The organism is Pseudomonas sp. DR 5-09 (assembly GCF_001655595.1).
Classification (GTDB): domain Bacteria; phylum Pseudomonadota; class Gammaproteobacteria; order Pseudomonadales; family Pseudomonadaceae; genus Aquipseudomonas; species Aquipseudomonas pharyngis.
Genome location: NZ_CP011566.1, coordinates 3,460,164 through 3,476,839, shown reverse-complemented (window position 1 = coordinate 3,476,839; position 16,676 = coordinate 3,460,164). Strand labels below are relative to the sequence as shown.

At 58.9% G+C, this 16,676-nt stretch carries 14 protein-coding genes; 5 read left to right on the top strand and 9 right to left on the bottom strand.

What is annotated here, in order from left to right; translation table 11 throughout:
- The first annotated feature begins 57 nt into the window (after positions 1–57).
- Positions 58–870, top strand: coding sequence for a crotonase/enoyl-CoA hydratase family protein (locus PDR5_RS15480; protein ID WP_064596867.1), 813 nt, complete (start codon positions 58–60; stop codon positions 868–870).
- Between the two features lie 6 nt (positions 871–876).
- Positions 877–1,707 carry an NAD(+) diphosphatase gene (gene nudC / locus PDR5_RS15475; protein WP_064596865.1) on the top strand — a complete coding sequence of 277 codons (831 nt, stop codon included), beginning with the start codon at positions 877–879 and terminating at the stop codon, positions 1,705–1,707.
- On the opposite strand, the gene PDR5_RS15470 is transcribed toward nudC, so the two are convergent.
- A complete protein-coding gene (locus tag PDR5_RS15470; RefSeq protein WP_027611974.1) occupies positions 1,675–2,454 on the bottom strand; it encodes a TSUP family transporter in 780 nt (259 codons plus the stop codon). The two genes, nudC and PDR5_RS15470, sit on opposite strands and share 33 nt — an antisense overlap.
- Positions 2,455–2,599: 145 nt before the next feature.
- The gene (locus PDR5_RS15465) at positions 2,600–3,562 is read right to left on the bottom strand and encodes an IS110 family transposase (protein WP_064592530.1); all 963 of its coding nucleotides are present in this window, start codon (positions 3,560–3,562) and stop codon (positions 2,600–2,602) included.
- Positions 3,563–3,971: 409 nt separating this feature from the next.
- Between PDR5_RS15465 and sfnG the strand changes: the two genes are divergently transcribed.
- Positions 3,972–5,066 carry a dimethylsulfone monooxygenase SfnG gene (gene sfnG / locus PDR5_RS15460; RefSeq protein ID WP_064596862.1) on the top strand — a complete coding sequence of 365 codons (1,095 nt, stop codon included), beginning with the start codon at positions 3,972–3,974 and terminating at the stop codon, positions 5,064–5,066.
- 42 nt (positions 5,067–5,108) lie between these two features.
- On the opposite strand, the gene PDR5_RS15455 is transcribed toward sfnG, so the two are convergent.
- Positions 5,109–5,588, bottom strand: coding sequence for a nuclear transport factor 2 family protein (locus PDR5_RS15455; protein ID WP_007951263.1), 480 nt, complete (start codon positions 5,586–5,588; stop codon positions 5,109–5,111).
- Positions 5,589–5,641: 53 nt separating this feature from the next.
- Positions 5,642–6,208 carry a TetR/AcrR family transcriptional regulator gene (locus tag PDR5_RS15450; protein ID WP_064596860.1) on the bottom strand — a complete coding sequence of 189 codons (567 nt, stop codon included), beginning with the start codon at positions 6,206–6,208 and terminating at the stop codon, positions 5,642–5,644.
- 217 nt (positions 6,209–6,425) lie between these two features.
- Between PDR5_RS15450 and pssA the strand changes: the two genes are divergently transcribed.
- Positions 6,426–7,769 (top strand): CDP-diacylglycerol--serine O-phosphatidyltransferase, encoded by a 1,344-nt coding sequence (pssA, locus tag PDR5_RS15445; RefSeq protein ID WP_064596857.1) that lies wholly within the window; start codon positions 6,426–6,428, stop codon positions 7,767–7,769.
- Positions 7,770–7,918: 149 nt separating this feature from the next.
- Here pssA and efeO (PDR5_RS15440) read toward each other — a convergent pair whose 3' ends face one another.
- The 4 genes from efeO (PDR5_RS15440) to efeU are packed head-to-tail and all read right to left on the bottom strand — an operon-like array spanning position 7,919 to position 12,128.
- Entirely contained in the window at positions 7,919–8,743 is an 825-nt protein-coding gene (gene efeO / locus PDR5_RS15440; RefSeq protein ID WP_039768660.1) for an iron uptake system protein EfeO, read from the bottom strand.
- A gap of 21 nt (positions 8,744–8,764) precedes the next feature.
- Positions 8,765–10,063, bottom strand: coding sequence for an iron uptake transporter deferrochelatase/peroxidase subunit (efeB, locus tag PDR5_RS15435; protein WP_064596855.1), 1,299 nt, complete (start codon positions 10,061–10,063; stop codon positions 8,765–8,767).
- 17 nt (positions 10,064–10,080) lie between these two features.
- Positions 10,081–11,280: an iron uptake system protein EfeO gene (gene efeO / locus PDR5_RS15430; protein WP_064596853.1), complete on the bottom strand. Its 1,200-nt coding sequence runs from the start codon at positions 11,278–11,280 to the stop codon at positions 10,081–10,083.
- Between the two features lie 8 nt (positions 11,281–11,288).
- Entirely contained in the window at positions 11,289–12,128 is an 840-nt protein-coding gene (efeU, locus tag PDR5_RS15425) for an iron uptake transporter permease EfeU (RefSeq protein WP_064596852.1), read from the bottom strand.
- A gap of 179 nt (positions 12,129–12,307) precedes the next feature.
- Between efeU and PDR5_RS15420 the strand changes: the two genes are divergently transcribed.
- Positions 12,308–13,345 carry an AraC family transcriptional regulator gene (locus tag PDR5_RS15420; RefSeq protein ID WP_064596850.1) on the top strand — a complete coding sequence of 346 codons (1,038 nt, stop codon included), beginning with the start codon at positions 12,308–12,310 and terminating at the stop codon, positions 13,343–13,345.
- Position 13,346: 1 nt separating this feature from the next.
- Here the strand turns inward: PDR5_RS15420 and PDR5_RS15415 are convergent, their stop codons facing one another.
- Positions 13,347–16,544, bottom strand: coding sequence for a dermonecrotic toxin domain-containing protein (locus PDR5_RS15415; RefSeq protein WP_064596848.1), 3,198 nt, complete (start codon positions 16,542–16,544; stop codon positions 13,347–13,349).
- Positions 16,545–16,676: the final 132 nt, after the last annotated feature.

The window sequence follows — 16,676 nt, the reverse complement described above, 5'->3', positions numbered from 1 at the left end:
TGCTGATGCCTTGTTATAGTTCGGGCCTCATTTTCAGCCCGGTAAAGGATTTCTGCCATGACTCAATACACCGCCTTCAGCGTCGAACTGGCCGACAACATCGCCCATGTGCAGATCAATCGTCCGGAAAAGATCAACTCGATGAACGCCGCGTTCTGGAGTGAAATCGTCGAGGTGTTCCAGTGGATCGACGACACCGACGAAGTGCGGGTGGTGGTGCTCAGCGGTGCCGGTAAACACTTCTCCTCGGGCATCGACCTGATGATGCTGGCCGGTGTGGCCAATGAGTTGGGCAAGGACGTCGGCCGCAATGCGCGCCTGCTGCGCAAGAAGATCCTGAGCCTGCAAGCGTCCTTCAATGCGGTCGACAATTGCCGCAAACCGGTACTCGCGGCGATCCAGGGTTATTGCCTGGGCGGCGCCATCGACCTGATCGCCGCCTGCGACATGCGCTACGCCGCCGAAGACGCGCAATTCTCGATCAAGGAAATCGACATCGGCATGGCGGCCGACGTCGGCACCCTGCAACGGTTGCCACGGATCATCGGTGACGGCATGCTGCGTGAGCTGGCTTACACCGGTCGCACCTTTGGCGCCGAAGAAGCGCGCAGCATCGGCCTGGTCAATCGCGTCTACAGCGACAAGGACAGCCTGATCGAAGGCGTGATGGACATCGCTCGGAACATCGCCGGCAAGTCGCCGATCGCGGTCACCGGCACCAAGGAAATGATCAGCTACATGCGCGACCATCGCATCGACGACGGTCTCGAGTACGTTGCCACCTGGAACGCCGCCATGCTGCAATCCAACGATTTGCGCGTGGCCATGGCCGCCCATATGAGCAAACAGAAACCCGAATTTCTGGATTGAGAAACCATGACATCTCGCTGGACCACTGCAGTACTGGACACCGATCAACCCGGCGGCTGGGCCGTGGCGCGCAGCCCCGAGGGTTTCCTGTTCGATGACAACGGCGCGCTGTTCCCCCGGGAATGGCTCAAGCGCCAGGACTTGTCGATCCTGGCCGAGCACGGTATCGGCCACCTTGATGGCGAGCCGGTGTACCTGCTGGAACTGCACAGCACCAGCGAGGTGCCGGGGTGCAACTGGAAAGGCCTGCGGGCGTTCATGCTCGACGGCGATCACACGATCTACAAAGTGCTGGGTTACGCGGCGCAAATCGGGACCTGGGCCCGTGAGCACCGGTTCTGCGGCAATTGTGGTCAGGCCATGACCCAGGTGCCGCGGGAGCGGGCGATGTATTGCCAGCCCTGCGATCTGCGCAGTTATCCGCGGATTTCGCCGAGCATGATCGTGCTGGTGACCCGTGGCGATGAGATCTTGCTGGCGCGTTCACCGCGTTTTGTCACCGGGGTCTACAGCACGCTGGCCGGGTTTGCCGAACCTGGGGAGTCGGCCGAGGATTGCCTGATCCGCGAAGTGCGCGAGGAAGTGCAGATCGAGGTGAAGAACATTCAGTACATGGGCAGCCAGTGCTGGCCGTTCCCGCACTCGATGATGCTCGGCTTCCATGCCGAATATGCCGGTGGCGAGATTGTCTGTCAGGAAGACGAGATCGAAGACGCCCAGTGGTTCAACGTGCACGCTCTGCCGCCGTTGCCGGCGTCCAAATCGATTGCCCGATACCTGATCGACGTCTACGTGGCGCGGCGCTTAGGCCACGCTGAACCAGTGCTGCCAGGCTAGACGCACGGTCAACCCCAGCACCACGGTGATGAACACCGGACGAATGAACTTGGCGCCGCCGCTGATCGCGGTGCGCGCCCCGAAGAAGGCGCCGACCATCACCGACAGGCCCATGCTCAGGCCGATGATCCAGTCCACCTGCCCGGAAAACACGAACACCGACAGCGCGGCAATGTTGCTGACGAAGTTCATGCTGCGCGCCACGCCGCTGGCCTTGACCAGATCGATCGGGTACAGCAGCAGACTGCTGACGGTCCAGAACGCGCCAGTGCCGGGGCCGGCCACGCCGTCGTAGAAACCGAGGCTGAAGCCCTGGGTCGATTGCCACTTTTTCTTGATCGGTGCGTCGCTGTCCAGCGGCGCTTTCGGCGTGCCGCCAAACAACAGGTACAGGCCACAGGCGAAGACGATCACCGGCAGCATTTTGTTCAGCCATTCGGCGGGCAGGTAATGGGCGACGATGGCGCCGGTCAGCGCACCGACCAGCGTGCCGACGATAGCGTGCATCCACTGCCGTGGGTGAAACAGCTTGCGTCGGTAGAAAGTGAAACTGGCGGTGGCCGAACCGAAGGTCGAACTCAACTTGTTGGTGCCCAGCACCAGGTGCGGCGGCAGGCCGGCGGTGAGCAACGCAGGCGTGGTCAACAGACCGCCACCGCCGGCGATGGCGTCGATGAATCCGGCAATGAAAGCGACAAGGGCCAGAACGGCCAGGGTGGTGAGGTCAACGCTGAGTTCGAAAGGCATGGAATCGGCTTATTCGGCAGGGCGCAGAGCTGGGCTGCGGGGAGGGCAGCCATGTTACCTGTATCCAGCTTTTGCGGCGACCTGTCGGACGCCTTCGCGAGCAAGCCCGCCCCACATTCTGGAATGCGTTCCCCTGTGGGAGATTCTATGTTGCAGGGGAACCCTGCAACCTTAAATTGGGTTGGTATTCGCTCTGATTTTTCATGAGGGCGAATGCCACCCGGCAAAGCTTACGGGCGAGGATGACCAAGGCCTGGGTTCTGGCTAGACCTCTTGCCAGATAGGATTCATAGAACGGTTTCCAAACAGGGGACCGACAAGCTGCCATAGCTGCATTGTGTGCAAGACGCCGTAATTCCCCGTCACCTTTTTTGCTCAAGTGGCGAGGACTGTGTTTCTTGCCTGAGTCCTTTGCCTTCAAATCCATTCCCAGAAAGGCGATGAACGCATCGGCGCTGGCGAACTCACCTCGCATGTACGTAGTTGCCAGTCCCGTTGCCGTGAGTTCACCAATCCCTTCAATCGCTTTGCAGCGTCTGATGTTTTCGCTAATGCCGGCCTCTTGGCTGACTTTGCGAAGTAATTCCTGAATGGCCTGATCAAGCTGTTTGAAATGCTCCAACCCATGGGCCAAAAGATCTTCAAGGAGAGGTTCGTTTGACCAGCTCAGCATGATACTGACTCGGGCCTTCATCAGCTGCGCACGCTTGTTAAGCAGACTTTTCAACACCGTGTAGTGCCGTGGTGGTGGGCTCCAGACCCGCAGCCGGTGCTGTTCACTGGTTAGATAACGCGCCAGAAGACGTGCATCACAAGGGTCGGTTTTTGCACGCTGACCGATGCTTTCGCGGTAATGGCTCACCCGGTAAGGGTCCACGACGTAAACCCGATGCCCCATACCATGGGCCAGTTCGGCCGTATCCAGGTGGTAGAGATTAGTGGCTTCCAGGGAAATCGAGCTTTGTGCGGGCAGGGTCTTCAGCCAACGACCTATAGACGTACGGTCGTTGTTGATGACCTGAATGTTTTTCAGATCTTCGCGATAAGCGACGATTTCGGCTTTGGCCACATCGACACCAATCACCGTTGGCGAGGTAAGGATTGTCATGACGAATCCTCGGAGCTAGGGTTTAAGAGCTTGTCGGGGTCTACCGTAGCGCTGGCTTGCCTCTATCGTCGGTTTTACCGATGAATTCCTTATCGGCGCTTTAGGTAGAAAGGGCGGGACGAGAAGTCTCCCACGGTCCGTACTGGCTAGAGTCGGAATCGAGCTTTTAGTCCCGCCCACCCCTTCAAGTCTAAACATACAAGCGAGCTTGCTCCGGGCGGCGATCCGACGAAGAGGTCAGTCCAATCCGCACATATCTCAACTGTTGCCCCTAGAACAGCCAGTCAACAAATCACCCTCACACAACGCATCCTGATTATCTGCAAGCCCAATAAAACCGGGCTATCGAGGCTGGCACGCTTGCTGCTCTAGCTCACTCACCTTCATCAACTGTCCCGAGGACACGCCAATGAGTCAGCAAGCCGTTAAATTTGCCTACTGGGTGCCGAACGTCAGCGGTGGGCTGGTGGTCAGCAAGATCGAGCAACGCACTGATTGGGGCATCGACTACAACCGCAAGCTGGCGCAACTGGCCGAGGCGGCGGGTTTCGAATACGCCCTGACGCAAATCCGCTTCACTGCGGGCTACGGCGCCGAGTTCCAGCATGAATCGGTTGCCTTCAGCCATGCGCTGCTCGCGGCCACCAGCAAACTCAAAGTCATCGCCGCCATTCTGCCCGGGCCGTGGCAACCGGCGCTGGCGGCGAAACAGTTGGCGACCATCGATCAACTCACCAACGGCCGGATCGCGGTGAACATCGTCAGCGGCTGGTTCAAAGGCGAGTTCCAGGCGATTGGCGAGCATTGGCTGGAGCACGACGAGCGCTACCGTCGCTCGGAAGAGTTTATCCGTTCGCTGCGAGGGATCTGGAGTCAGGACAATTTCACCTTCCGTGGCGATTTCTATCGCTTCGACAACTACAGCCTCAAGCCGAAACCGCTGGGCCGGCCGGAAATTTTTCAGGGCGGCAGTTCTCGTGCCGCGCGGGACATGGCGGCACGGGTGTCGGACTGGTATTTCACCAATGGCAACAGCGTCGAGGGTATCAAGGCGCAGGTCGATGACATTCGCGCCAAAGCGGCAGCGAACCAACACTCGGTGAAAATCGGGGTAAACGCGTTTGTCATCGCTCGGGATACCGAGGAAGAAGCCAAAGCAGTGCTGGCGCAGATCATCGATCAGGCGGACCCGGAAGCGGTGAATGCCTTTGGGGATGCGGCGAAACAGGCGGGCAGGGCGTCGCCGGAAGGTGAGGGTAACTGGGCCAAATCGACCTTTGAAGATCTGGTGCAGTACAACGACGGCTTCAAGACCAACCTGATCGGTACGCCACTGCAGATTGCCGAGAGGATCGTGGCGCTGAAAGCGGTGGGTGTCGACCTGGTATTGGCGGGATTCCTGCATTTTCAGGAAGAGGTGGAGTATTTCGGCCAACGGGTGTTGCCGTTGGTGCGGGAACTGGAAGCCAAAGCGCAATCGATCCAGACCGCTGAAGTTGCTTGAAAATCCCTCCTGCACACTATGCAGGAGGGATCGGCTACTTAATTACAGACCCAGTTCGGACAACCCCGGATGATCATCCGGACGCCGGCCCAGCGGCCAGTGGAACTTGCGTTCGCTTTCCTTGATCGGCATGTCGTTGATGCAGGCGTAACGCTGGAACATCAGGCCGTGCTCGTCGAATTCCCAGTTCTCGTTGCCGTAGGAACGGAACCAGTTGCCCGAGTCGTCGTGCCACTCGTAGGCGTAGCGCACGGCGATGCGGGTGTCGGAGTAAGCCCAGAGCTCCTTGATCAGGCGGTAATCCAGTTCCTTGGCCCATTTGCGGGTCAGGAAACCCTTGGCTTCTTCGCGGTTGTTGGCGAATTCGGCGCGGTTGCGCCATTTGGTGTCCAGGGTGTAGGCCAGCGACACGCGCTCCGGGTCGCGGGAGTTCCAGCCATCCTCGGCCAGACGAACTTTTTCAATGGCCGATTCACGGTTGAACGGTGGCAATGGCGGACGAACTTCGGCTGCAGTAGACATGTTTGTCTCCCGATCTGTTAACAGTTAAACAACTTGTCAGGCTTATTAAGGCGTTACATGTCCAATAACTTTCGCGCCATGCATTGCGCATTATCGGCGGCACTGTGATCACCCATCACAAGCGCTACGGTAATGGCGCCGTCAATCAGGATCAGCAACTGTTTGGCCAGCAGTTGCGGGTCCACGGCCCCATGTTCGGTACACAGCTCGCACAAGTAGTCGAGCAGTTTCTGTTTGTGGTCTTTGGCGACCAGGCGAACCGGATCCTCGGGATCGCCGGTCTCGCCACTGGTATTGATGAAGGCACAGCCCCGGAAGCCTTCCGAGGCGAACCAGCCCTTGAGCACGGTGAACAGGTTGAGCAGGCGGTCGGCCGGGGTCTCGGCCTGATCGACGGCGCTTCTGTACCAGTGCATCCAGCGCACGTCGCGGCTTTGCAGGGCGGCGACGGTCAGCTCCTCCTTGTTGGCGAAGTAGCGGTAGATACTCTTTCTGGAAACGCCGGCGGTTTTCACCAGAAGATCCATGCCGGTGGCGGCGATGCCACTTTTGTAGATCAACTTTTCGGTGACATCCAGAATGATGTCTCGGGTTGTGTCGTTGCGTGTGATTTCGTTCATGTGGTGAACAGTAGAACGATCGTTCTTCTTGGTCAAGCGGATATTTCTTTCATCTGGAAGATAGCGATCGCCAGCAGGCCGGCTCCCACAGAAAAAATGCATTTCAGCCGAGGGAACCTGGCGGCTGGTGATGAAGTCATTACAGACACTCACAAGACCCGAAGGAGTTGATGGTGTAAGCTCTCGGGTTCTTCGGATTCGACCCATTGCGAGCCCTATGCCGTTGCTTTTCAAACGCTCTCTGCTGCCCAAACTGCGCAGCTTTCCGCTGACCGCCGAGGCCGTGACGATCCTGCCCGGCGCCGCCGATTTCCGTCGTTGCCTGCTGGAGAAAATCGCCCAGGCGACCCGGCGCATTTACCTCGTCGCGCTTTATCTGCAAAACGATGAAGCCGGCCAGGAAATCCTCGATGCCTTGCACGCCGCCAAACTCAAGCGTCCCGAGCTTGAAATCGCGGTGGTCGTCGACTGGCTGCGGGCCCAGCGCGGCTTGATTGGTGCCGGCAAGCAGCCGGGCAATTCGGCGTGGTATCAGGAAATGACCCGCACCCACCAGAGCGTGGTGCCGGTCTACGGCGTGCCGGTGCAGACCCGCGAGCTGTTCGGCGTGCTGCACCTCAAAGGCTTCGTGATCGACGATTGCGTGGTCTACAGCGGTGCGAGCCTGAACAACGTCTACCTGCACAAGTTCGACAAGTACCGTTTCGACCGTTATCACGTGTTGCAAAGCCGCGAACTGGCGGACTCGATGCACCATCTGGTCAAGCACGGCCTGATCGAATCGAAAGCGGTGCATCGCCTCGACCTGCCGAACCTGCCGACCACCCGCAGCCTGCGCAACGACATCGGCGACCTGCGCAGCCGCCTGAAATACGCGGCGTACGACACCAGTGCCGGCAGCACGGCGCACACTGGCCTGTCGGTCAGCCCGTTGCTGGGTGTGGGCAAGAACAATCCGCTGAACCGGGTGATTCTCGAGCTGATCGCCAGCGCCCAGAAGCAACTGACCATCTGCACGCCGTACTTCAACCTGCCGCTGGGGGTGATCCGCGAGATCAACCGCGCACTGGCGCGGGGCGTGAAGATCGACATCGTGGTCGGCGACAAGACCGCCAACGACTTCTACATTCCGCCGAGCGAGCCGTTCAAGGTGATCGCCGCGCTGCCGTATCTCTACGAGATCAGCCTGCGCCGCTTCGCCAAGCGGCATCAGCGCAACATCGACAGCGGCCAGTTGAACCTGCACCTGTGGCGTGAAGGCGACAACAGCTATCACCTCAAGGGCATGTGGATCGACCAGCGCTACACGTTGCTGACCGGCAATAACCTGAACCCGCGGGCGTTTCGGCTCGATCTGGAAAACGCCTTGCTGATCGATGACCCGAAAGGCGAGTGGCTGGAGCCGCGCCGCCTGGAGCTGGAGAACATCTTCGAACACACCACGCGGATCGCACGCTTCCAGGATCTGGAAGCCCTGCCGGATTACCCGGCCGGGGTGGCCAAGTTCCTCAAGCGCGTGAGCCGGGTGCGGGTCGAGCGGTTGCTGTATCGCATTCTCTAGGATCCGAAATTTTCGGCGCTGCTAAAAATACCTTCGCGAGCAAGCCCGCTCCCACACAGGGTCTTTGTTGAACACAAAATTGTGCTCAGCGAAGATCCAGTGTGGGAGCGGGCTTGCTCGCGAAAGGGGTAGAACAGGCGCTACACGTCTCAGTTCAAACCCAGTTTCCCACGCAATGTGGAAAGGTCTTCAGCCAGGGTATTGACCGGGCCGACCAACGCCTTGCGGTCGTTGTCCTTCACCTTATCGTAAGTCTCGAAACCACCGTCCCTGGTCTTGTACTTGGCCAGGATCTTGTCCACGGTGGCGAAGTTCTTGTCGACTTTGGCGACGAAGGCTTTGTCCTGTTTCTCAATCTGCGGACGGAACAGGTCGACGATTTTCTTCGCGCCGTCGATGTTCCCCTGGAAGTCGTACAGGTCGGTGTGGCTGTAACGGTCTTCTTCACCGGAGATCTTGGTGGCGGCGACTTCTTCGAGCAGTGCAGCGGCGCCGCCAACGACTTTTTCCGGCGGGAAGGTCAGGCCGGCGACGCGGGTTTGCAGGTCCTTCACGTCCTTGTTCAGGCCATCCGCCAGGGCGTCCAGATCCTTGGTGCTCTTTTCCGAGAACAGCGAGTACTCGATGCGGTGGAAACCGGTGAAGTCTTCGGCTTTTACGCCTTGCTCGTGGTCGTCGACGCGGGAGTCGATGGAGGCGTCGAGGTCACTGAACAGCTCGGCGATCGGCTCGATCGACTCGTAATAAACGCGGGTCGGTGCGTAGAGCTTCTGCGCGGTGGCCAGGTCGCCTTTTTTCACCGCGTCGGTGAACTGCTGAGTGTGGCTGGCCAGTTCATCCAATTGTTCGGTGACGTAGATCTTGTAGTCCGACACCGGCCCCACCAAATCCAGCGGCGCGGTCGCGGCGAACGCCGACAGCGGGGTGTTGAGCAAACCAAGGGTCAGCAATAACGCGAGTGGCGTCTTTTTCATGGGGGCGGCTCCTGTTGAATGCTATGCAGTTGTTTTTGGTTGAGTAGCGTTGAGCAGCGAGCGACCGATGAAGTCCTTGTCGCCCGTGACACCCGGCAGGGTGAAGAAGTAACCGCCGCCGACCGGCTTGAGGTATTCCTCCAGCGGTTCGCCGTTGAGACGGGTCTGCACGGTGATGAAGCCTTTTTCCAGATCCGCCTGATAGCAAATGAACAACAGGCCCATGTCGAGCTGGCCGTTCTTGTTCACGCCGTTGGAGTAGTTGAACGGCCGGCGCAGGATCAGATTGGCCTGACTCGCGGCGGTGCGCGGATTGGCCAGGCGAATGTGCGCGTCGAGCTTGGTCAGCTTGCCTTCCGGATCCTTGCTGTAATCCGGGACTTCGGTCTCATGGCTGGCGCCCATCGGCGCACCGGTGGTTTTGACTCGGCCGATGATGCTTTCCTGTTCCTGCAACGGCGTGCGGTCCCAGCGTTCGACAAAGTTGCGGATGATCCGCACCGCCTGATAACTGCCGTGGGTGGCCCAGGCCGGTTCATCACTGCCCGGTTGCACCCAGACGATGCGGTCCATGGCCTTGCCGTCGTTGGAGTCCGGGTTGGCCGAACCGTCGCGGAAACCCAGGAAGTTACGCGCCGATTGCGCCGGCACACCCGGTTTGGCCGGGGCTTGTGGCGGCACGCTGCCTTCCTGTTTCCAGCGCACCAGCAGCAGGTCCGGCAGGTTCTTCATGATGTCGCGCAGGGCGTGGATGTTGGTGTCGGCGGTGTTGGAGCAGAACTGCAGGCTCAGGTCGCCGTGGCAGCAATCGGCTTCCAGCGCATCGTTGGGGAAACCGACCATGCGCACCAGACGCTTGGGTTTGGCGGACGCGAGGCCGAAGCGCTCATCGAACAACGATTCGCCGACGGACACGGTGATGGTCAGGTTGTCCGGCGTCACCACCGGGCCGAGGATTCCGGAATCCGGCGGCGGCAACTTCGGATCGATCTGCGCCACCGGGCCGCCCTTCATCAGGAACGCGATGCGCTCGTTGAGGGTGCGGAACAGCCGCTCCAGGTCTTCACGGTCGCTGGCCAGCACATCGAACGACACCAGCATGCCGGCCGCCGGACGCGGGGTGACGATGCCAGTCTGGTGCACGCCATGGAAATCGTGGTGATCCTGGGTCTTGTCGCTGCTCGGCGCTTCGGTGACTTGCGCAGGGGCGGCGGCCATCGCCGGGCAGCTCAGGGCAGTGCCGGCCAGTGCGACACCGGCGGCGCCCATGCCCATCAGTACGCGGCGACGTTGCAGGTTGAAGTGTTCGGAATCGTTCATCGGTATTCGTCTTCTGCTTACAGGCCGGAGAGGCCGAGGGCGGGATCAATGGCGTCGAGGGCGTCGGCCAGGGCCTTGGCCTTGTCGGCGATCTGCTTGCGTTGCTCACCGTTGACGGTGTCGTAACTGGCGTAGCCGTCCTTGACCTTGAAGCCGTTCAGCGTGGTATCGAAATCAGCCAGTGCGCCGTCGATTTTCGGCAGCAGGTCAGCGGCAGATTTGCTCAGCAGCGGTCGCAGCAGTTCGACGACTTTGTGCGCGGTTTCCTGATTGGCCGCGAAGCCGTTGAGATCGCTGTGGCTGTAGCGTTCCTCTTCGCCGCTGGCGGCGCGCACGTCGGCGAGGGTGTTGAGGTTGCGCACGACGATTTCCACCAGTTGCTCCGGTGGCAGCGACTGGGCCAGCAGTTGCTGTTTCAGCGTGGTGACGTTGTCGAGCAAGCCTTGGGCAATCGGTGTCAGCCCATCGAGTTTGCGTTGCTGGAACAGCGCGTATTCGAGGCGGTGGAAGCCGACGAAGGCCGGATCCTGCTCGCGTTTTTCGAAGTAATCGGCGCGGGCGTTGATGCTGTTGTCCAGCTCGGCCAGGCGTTGTGCGGCGGGGGCCAGACCCTGGTACGCGGCGCGGGCCGGCAAATACGACGCCTGGGCCTGGGCCAGATCGCCGCTGTCGATGGCTTGATTCAGCGCCGTCACGGCTTTGATCAGCGCGCTGCCCTGGCTGGCCAGATAGACGCGGAACTCAGACAGCGGCCCGACGAAGGCAACCATCGACGGTTTGGCCTTGGCGGCGGCATCCGAAGCGGCGGTCGGCGTCACGTGCAGGGTGCCGCGCGGGTTGCTCAGCAGGCCGCAGGTGATGGCGTAGTCGCCGGGTTGCAGGTTGGCGTTGATCACCTGGCTCAGGCCCGGCGCGATGTTCTCGCGCTCTTCGATCACCAGCACGCCGTCGAGAATTTCCCACTCCACCGCCCGGTCGGAGCGATTGACGATGCGGAAACTGGCGCGGCCGGCCGGCACCGTCAGGGCGTTCGGTTCGCAACTGTGCGGATGGATGTTGACCACCACTTCGTCACGGTTGTGCTGACGTTTGGCGGCGGCCAGTTTCGAGGCGTAGTAGAACAGGCCACCGGCGGCGATCATCACGACCACCGAACCGGCCACCGCCCAGCGCAAGGCGCGGGGAGGCGAGGCCTGAGGAGTATTAGGCTTTGACATGACGGCCCTTATTGGCTGGAAACGGAAGACGATTGGGCAGCAGGCTTGGGCGCCGGCATGAAGAACATGACCAGAGCCACCAGCAGATAAATCAGGTACGCGCCGAGGGTGCTGACGGTCGGTGCATCCTGATAACCGAACATGCCGGCCAGCACCGAGCCCAGCGGGCCGTCCATCGGCAGCGTCGCGCTGAAGTCGAAGAGCACGGTTTGCAGGTGGTTCCACACCCCGGCTTCATGCAGGGCCTGCACCGAGTTGGCGAGAATCCCGGCGGCGACTACGAGGATGAACAGCCCGGTCCAGCGGAAGAACGCTGACAGGTTCAGGCGCATGCTGCCGCTGTAGATCAGGAAGCCGACGACGATCGCCAGGATCAGGCCGAGCAGGGCGCCGATCGGCGCGGCCGAGCCTTCGCTCTGCTGGAACACGGCGAGCAGGAAGAACACGGTTTCCAGGCCTTCCCGGGCCACGGCGAAAAACACCATGGCGATCAGCGCGATGACCTGATGCTTCGACGCGGTCAGCGCTTGGTCGAGAGAGGCTTGCAGTGAATGCTTGATCGAACGCGCCACCTTGCGCATCCAGAACACCATCGAACTGAGAATGCCCACGGCCACCAGCCCGACCACGCCTTCGAACAGTTCCTGCTGCTTTTGCGGGAATTCGGCACTGACCAGCTCCAGGCCACCGCCGACCAGCAACGCCAGCGCAGCAGCGAGAAACACGCCGATCCACACCGCCGGCATCCACTGGCCACGGCCGGTCTGTTGCAGGTAGCTGGCGATGATGCCAACGATCAGCGCGGCTTCGATGCCTTCGCGCAACATGATCAAAAAGGGAACGAGCATTCGGCGGTCACTGTGTAACGAAATGAGGTTACAAGTTGTAACATAATGAAAGTCATTCTCACATGGTATTCATTGACATTAAGCTGAACCTCAGCTGAACGAGTCTGAACATCCACGCCGCGCAGCCAGCTGCGCTAAGATGCCCGCCACTCGAACAACAACAGGATTGCGCGCGTTCCATGTCGGAAAAAGACACCATCGCCATTCAACTGGTGCGCGAAGCACTGCTGCAAAGTTGTGCCCCGGGCGTGGCCACGGAAGAAGTCTTGAGCAAGGTCGGGATCGATCCGGCGTTGCTGCCCACCGATGACGCCCGTGTGCCGGCCAGCCAGTACGCGCGGTTGTGGCGCCTGTTGGCGCGGCGCGGCGATGACGAGTTCTTCGGCATGGACCCGCGCAAGCTGAAATCCGGCAGCCTCGAATTCCTCTGCCGCAGCGCAATGGCCCAGCCGAACCTGGCGGCCGGGCTGAGCAGCGGTTTGAATTTCCTGTCGTTGATGCTTGAACGCCTGCCGGCGCAACTGGTGCACCAGCAGAGTCTGGCGGAAATCGTGCTGCTGGAAGACGATCCGGAACCGCGTCGCGCCTTCACCTATTTCACTTACTGGATGATCGTCCACGGCGTGGCGTGCTGGCTGGCGGGGCGGCGGATTCCGATCCTGGCCATCGAGCTGCGCTGCCCGGCGCCGGATTTCTGTGATGACTATCGGGTGATGTTCTCGGAAAACCTGCGCTTCGACCGGCCACGCACGCGGATGATTTTCGCCGCCGACGTGCTGGATCTGCCGATCAAGCGCAGCGCCGAGGAATTGAAACGCTTCCTGGCCCATGCCCCAGCCAACATTCTGGTGAAGTACCGCGACCCGGAAAGCCTCGCCAGCCGGATCAAGCAGGATCTGCGGCAGCTGCCCGCCGAACACTGGCCGGAAACCGACGCACTGGCCCAGCAACTGTGCATGTCGGCCTCGACCCTGCGCCGACGTCTGGCGGAAGAAGGGCACACCTATCAGGGTTTGAAGGACAGCGTGCGCAAGGAGCTGGCGATTACCTGGCTGGCGGAGCCTTCGATCAGTTTCGTCGAAATCGCCGCGCGCTTGGGCTTTGCCGATGTCAGCTCCTTTTATAAAGCGTTCCGCAAATGGGCGGGTTCCAATCCAGGGCATTACCGTAATCTGATCCTCAGCCAGCCAGCCGAAGCTGGCTCGACTGAGGCGTGAGTCACAATTCTTTCACGTTGACTAACGAGGTGGTGCCGGTACCGAACGCCGAGGCCTTGATGCGCAATTGCAAGTCATTCTTGGACCCGCGCAAGACGTAGATATGATCCGACAGTTTCGGGCTTTCGAGCTTGAACAGCTTTACAGTGCCCTCTGGATAAAGCGTGGGATCAAGCTCCAGAACCGCGTGGATCTTGTTGGCACGGGATGAGACGTTGTAACGGTTTTTACCGAACAGGGTTTCCGAAAGCTGTTGCAGCGGCATCGAGTCTGGAGCGAGATCCGTCACATACAGTCCAACGATATTGCGTTGCGGTCTGCCGTAAGCATCGTTGGATGAGTTGTCGATAAACGCGCTTTTTGTGGCTCTGATTGTCGCCAGTTTATCCCTGTTCACGTAGTGATACAGACGCTTGGGCAGGGACTTGATTTCGGTTTCGACAACCGTCGGAAACCCGCTACTGTCAGCGATCAACCGGCGTGACGGCGCGGGTGCATCCGCGTTGGAACCGTCGTGGCCGCGCTTGCTTGGCGCGCCTCCTTTCAGATACAACCCCTTATCGAATGTCCATCGTCCCCGACCGTCCGACATCAGGAAGGGGCCGGGCCGCGGGTTATCCACCGGATCAATGATCAGCACCACCCCCTCTTCAATCGAAACCCGAAAAAACTGCCCTTCAACCAAGGCATGCCATTTGTCGTTGTATCGATAAAGTCCTTTGTTGCGTCCTTGCGCTACTGGTTCTCCGAGATCTGCCGGCTTTTCCAGCGCGAAGCTGTCGAGTATCGCTTTTTGCGCCCGGGAATAGGGTGAGCGTGGCGTAGCCCAGGTGTTTGTGGTGACTGATAGGTCTACCTGCGGATGCTGTTCACTCGGTAAGCCATGGTTTTCGACAATCGGTAAATCGGGCGTAGGGGAGGCGGGCCTTTCGACGGAATATTCGAATCCTTCCGTTTCGATAGACAGCTGCGCAACAGGTTCGGCGTTTTGTAAGCCCGTCGTGATGCGTCCGGCGTGCATGAGCACTGCCGCCAGGTTTAGCAGCATGTCAGCCACGGCAAAGGATTTGTCCTGACCGTCCGATTGCGCCAATGCTGCAAGGTCGGCCTTGAGACTAACTGCCAGTTGCACCAACCAGCCGGCAGTGGCTGCCGGCCCGGTCACGAGCGGCAACAACGACTCGAATATCAACCAGCCGAGCGTCTTGAAGTGGGCCCAGCGATTTTCAGCGTTGGACACCGATTGCCGGTCTGCCAACTCAACGAGCGCCCGACCGTTCGCCTCATACCAGTTCTGAAAAACATCACCCTGCAGTGGGGATGCGTTCTCCAGTTCCCAGCGCAGACGTATTTCGTTGGCGCCCAGTAGCCCGGGGCGCCTGACCACGGCTTTGTACCAGGCATGGATGTTTTTTTGCAGTGTAGAGTCGGATTGAATTGCCTGTTGCAGATGGCTGCGCGAAGGGTATTGGATCAATGAAGGTGAATAGAAGGGTTGATAGAGGATGACGGGAGCATCGCTCCGGTCGCCGGCAGTAATGACGAACATATTCAGAACCGGCCCGAGCCGCAGGAGCAGGGGGCTGACAACGATGTCTTGAGTGGCCTCGCCGCCGTCAGCCAATGCGACGATCAGACGCACACCTTCCTCGTCAAAACCATGGGCGCCTGTCAGTTTGGCTTCCAGTGCCTGGAGCGGCAGTTGATTGCGCAGGTGAGCCGTAAACAGATTTTGGCGGAACGACGCCTCGGTAGGATTATCGAACAGATGCTGTTGCAGATACGCCGGGAAGGTACGGCCAATGTCCACCGACTGGATGAGTGCCTTGACATAATCGTTTGTCATCCATGCAGGTATTTCGCGCTGGTTCAGGCTTTTGACGGTTATCGTGCCCCATGGCAGGCCAGCGAGATTTTCCAGTGCAAAATCGATAATGCCCAGGCGAATCGTTTCCAGGCTTCCCCACCCACCAGGTACACCTCGAGCAACCTTGATGTTGAGTTCAATGTCATCAGGATCGACCGGCTCATGCCCGTCAAGGCTCATCTGATTGATGAGCGCTTGATAGGCAAAATCGCGAATGGAATCGAGATGAGTGAAAAACGTCGCGCCATCATGCTCCAAGTGAGTTGCCGCCATGGCCAACACATAGCGCCGATAGGTGCATCTTTCGCCGGGATCCGCATTCTTCAGCCATCGTGGCAAATGCTTGTCGACATTTTCCGCTTGGGAAACAGGCGACTGTTTCCCGGCCAACAGGAGTAGTGGATCGGTGGCCTGGTCGAACTGCTGCTCAGCGCTCTCGAACATTTCGTCGACCGGAATCTGTATGCGTTCAAGTTCCAACAGTTGCTGATCGATCAAGACCCGCACCAATTCATCAAAAATATCCGCATCAGGTTCATAACGTTCAACACTCAGAGACGTGACATCCCAGCGACACTCCAAGTGTCGGGAGATATTCTGTATGCAGTCTGACTCGGAGTTGAATCGCTCCCAGGCTCCCGAGGGTTGAATCAATACTGTTCCTGACTTATCCGTGACGAGCAAGGCAGGATAAACCAGCGAAAGACTATCCGTCCCGTTATTCAAAGTGAACTTCAATAGATAGGTCGGGGGTCGCAAATGCTCATTGAATAGTTGTCGATGTTGTTTTTGGGGTTTTATGACCAAGCCAGTTAAAGCGAAATACAAGTCTTGATCTGTCTGGTGAAGCGACTCGTTGATATTCGATGCACAGGCATCTTTCAATGCCTCCGACAACCACTGCCAACGGCTCATGCCGTTATCGGTGGGTTGCTGCCAGTAGTCCAGCAACTGCTGCTGCAATGTGGTGATCAGTGTTTGACAGAGTTCTTCCAGGCTCAATTGGAAAGCGGCAAGATCGAAACGAACGCCGCCAGGGATATCCAACGGAGTGATCAGGTTATCCTCGTTTACAACAATACAGCGCCCTTCACAGAAAGCCTGGATAAACGTATCCAGTAAAGGTGCCGGCTCAGAGCTCGGGCCAAACCGGGTATCAAGATAGAGTATCGTCTCAAGCAGCAGTGGCTGCGATCCAAGACAGTGCTGTAAATAATTCTCCAATTGCGATCGGGCAACACTGCGCAATGTAGGGCGGTCTTGGAATTTAGTAATTACCGATTGTTTGAAGATGAAATTATTATGATTGAACGACTTTTTTTGGGACGGCATGATGCGCTCCTTGCATGAAACAAAACCGTGGTTGTTTGTCATTGGACGCTATCAAGAAAACCAACTTGCGACTAATGGTTATAGTTATCTATATGTAAGGAATCGGTTGTGCGAAAGTCATGTTTGGCCAAA

What these genes read in the sequence shown, in the direction of transcription:
- pssA (WP_064596857.1), top strand. Translation starts at nt 6,426, where the DNA reads ATGCCGTTGCTTTTCAAACGCTCTCTGCTGCCCAAACTGCGCAGCTTT.
- PDR5_RS15450 (WP_064596860.1), bottom strand. Translation starts at nt 6,208, where the DNA reads ATGAACGAAATCACACGCAACGACACAACCCGAGACATCATTCTGGAT.
- efeO (WP_039768660.1), bottom strand. Translation starts at nt 8,743, where the DNA reads ATGAAAAAGACGCCACTCGCGTTATTGCTGACCCTTGGTTTGCTCAAC.
- PDR5_RS15465 (WP_064592530.1), bottom strand. Translation starts at nt 3,562, where the DNA reads ATGACAATCCTTACCTCGCCAACGGTGATTGGTGTCGATGTGGCCAAA.
- nudC (WP_064596865.1), top strand. Translation starts at nt 877, where the DNA reads ATGACATCTCGCTGGACCACTGCAGTACTGGACACCGATCAACCCGGC.
- efeU (WP_064596852.1), bottom strand. Translation starts at nt 12,128, where the DNA reads ATGCTCGTTCCCTTTTTGATCATGTTGCGCGAAGGCATCGAAGCCGCG.
- PDR5_RS15420 (WP_064596850.1), top strand. Translation starts at nt 12,308, where the DNA reads ATGTCGGAAAAAGACACCATCGCCATTCAACTGGTGCGCGAAGCACTG.
- sfnG (WP_064596862.1), top strand. Translation starts at nt 3,972, where the DNA reads ATGAGTCAGCAAGCCGTTAAATTTGCCTACTGGGTGCCGAACGTCAGC.
- PDR5_RS15480 (WP_064596867.1), top strand. Translation starts at nt 58, where the DNA reads ATGACTCAATACACCGCCTTCAGCGTCGAACTGGCCGACAACATCGCC.
- PDR5_RS15455 (WP_007951263.1), bottom strand. Translation starts at nt 5,588, where the DNA reads ATGTCTACTGCAGCCGAAGTTCGTCCGCCATTGCCACCGTTCAACCGT.
- PDR5_RS15470 (WP_027611974.1), bottom strand. Translation starts at nt 2,454, where the DNA reads ATGCCTTTCGAACTCAGCGTTGACCTCACCACCCTGGCCGTTCTGGCC.
- efeO (WP_064596853.1), bottom strand. Translation starts at nt 11,280, where the DNA reads ATGTCAAAGCCTAATACTCCTCAGGCCTCGCCTCCCCGCGCCTTGCGC.
- efeB (WP_064596855.1), bottom strand. Translation starts at nt 10,063, where the DNA reads ATGAACGATTCCGAACACTTCAACCTGCAACGTCGCCGCGTACTGATG.
- PDR5_RS15415 (WP_064596848.1), bottom strand. Translation starts at nt 16,544, where the DNA reads ATGCCGTCCCAAAAAAAGTCGTTCAATCATAATAATTTCATCTTCAAA.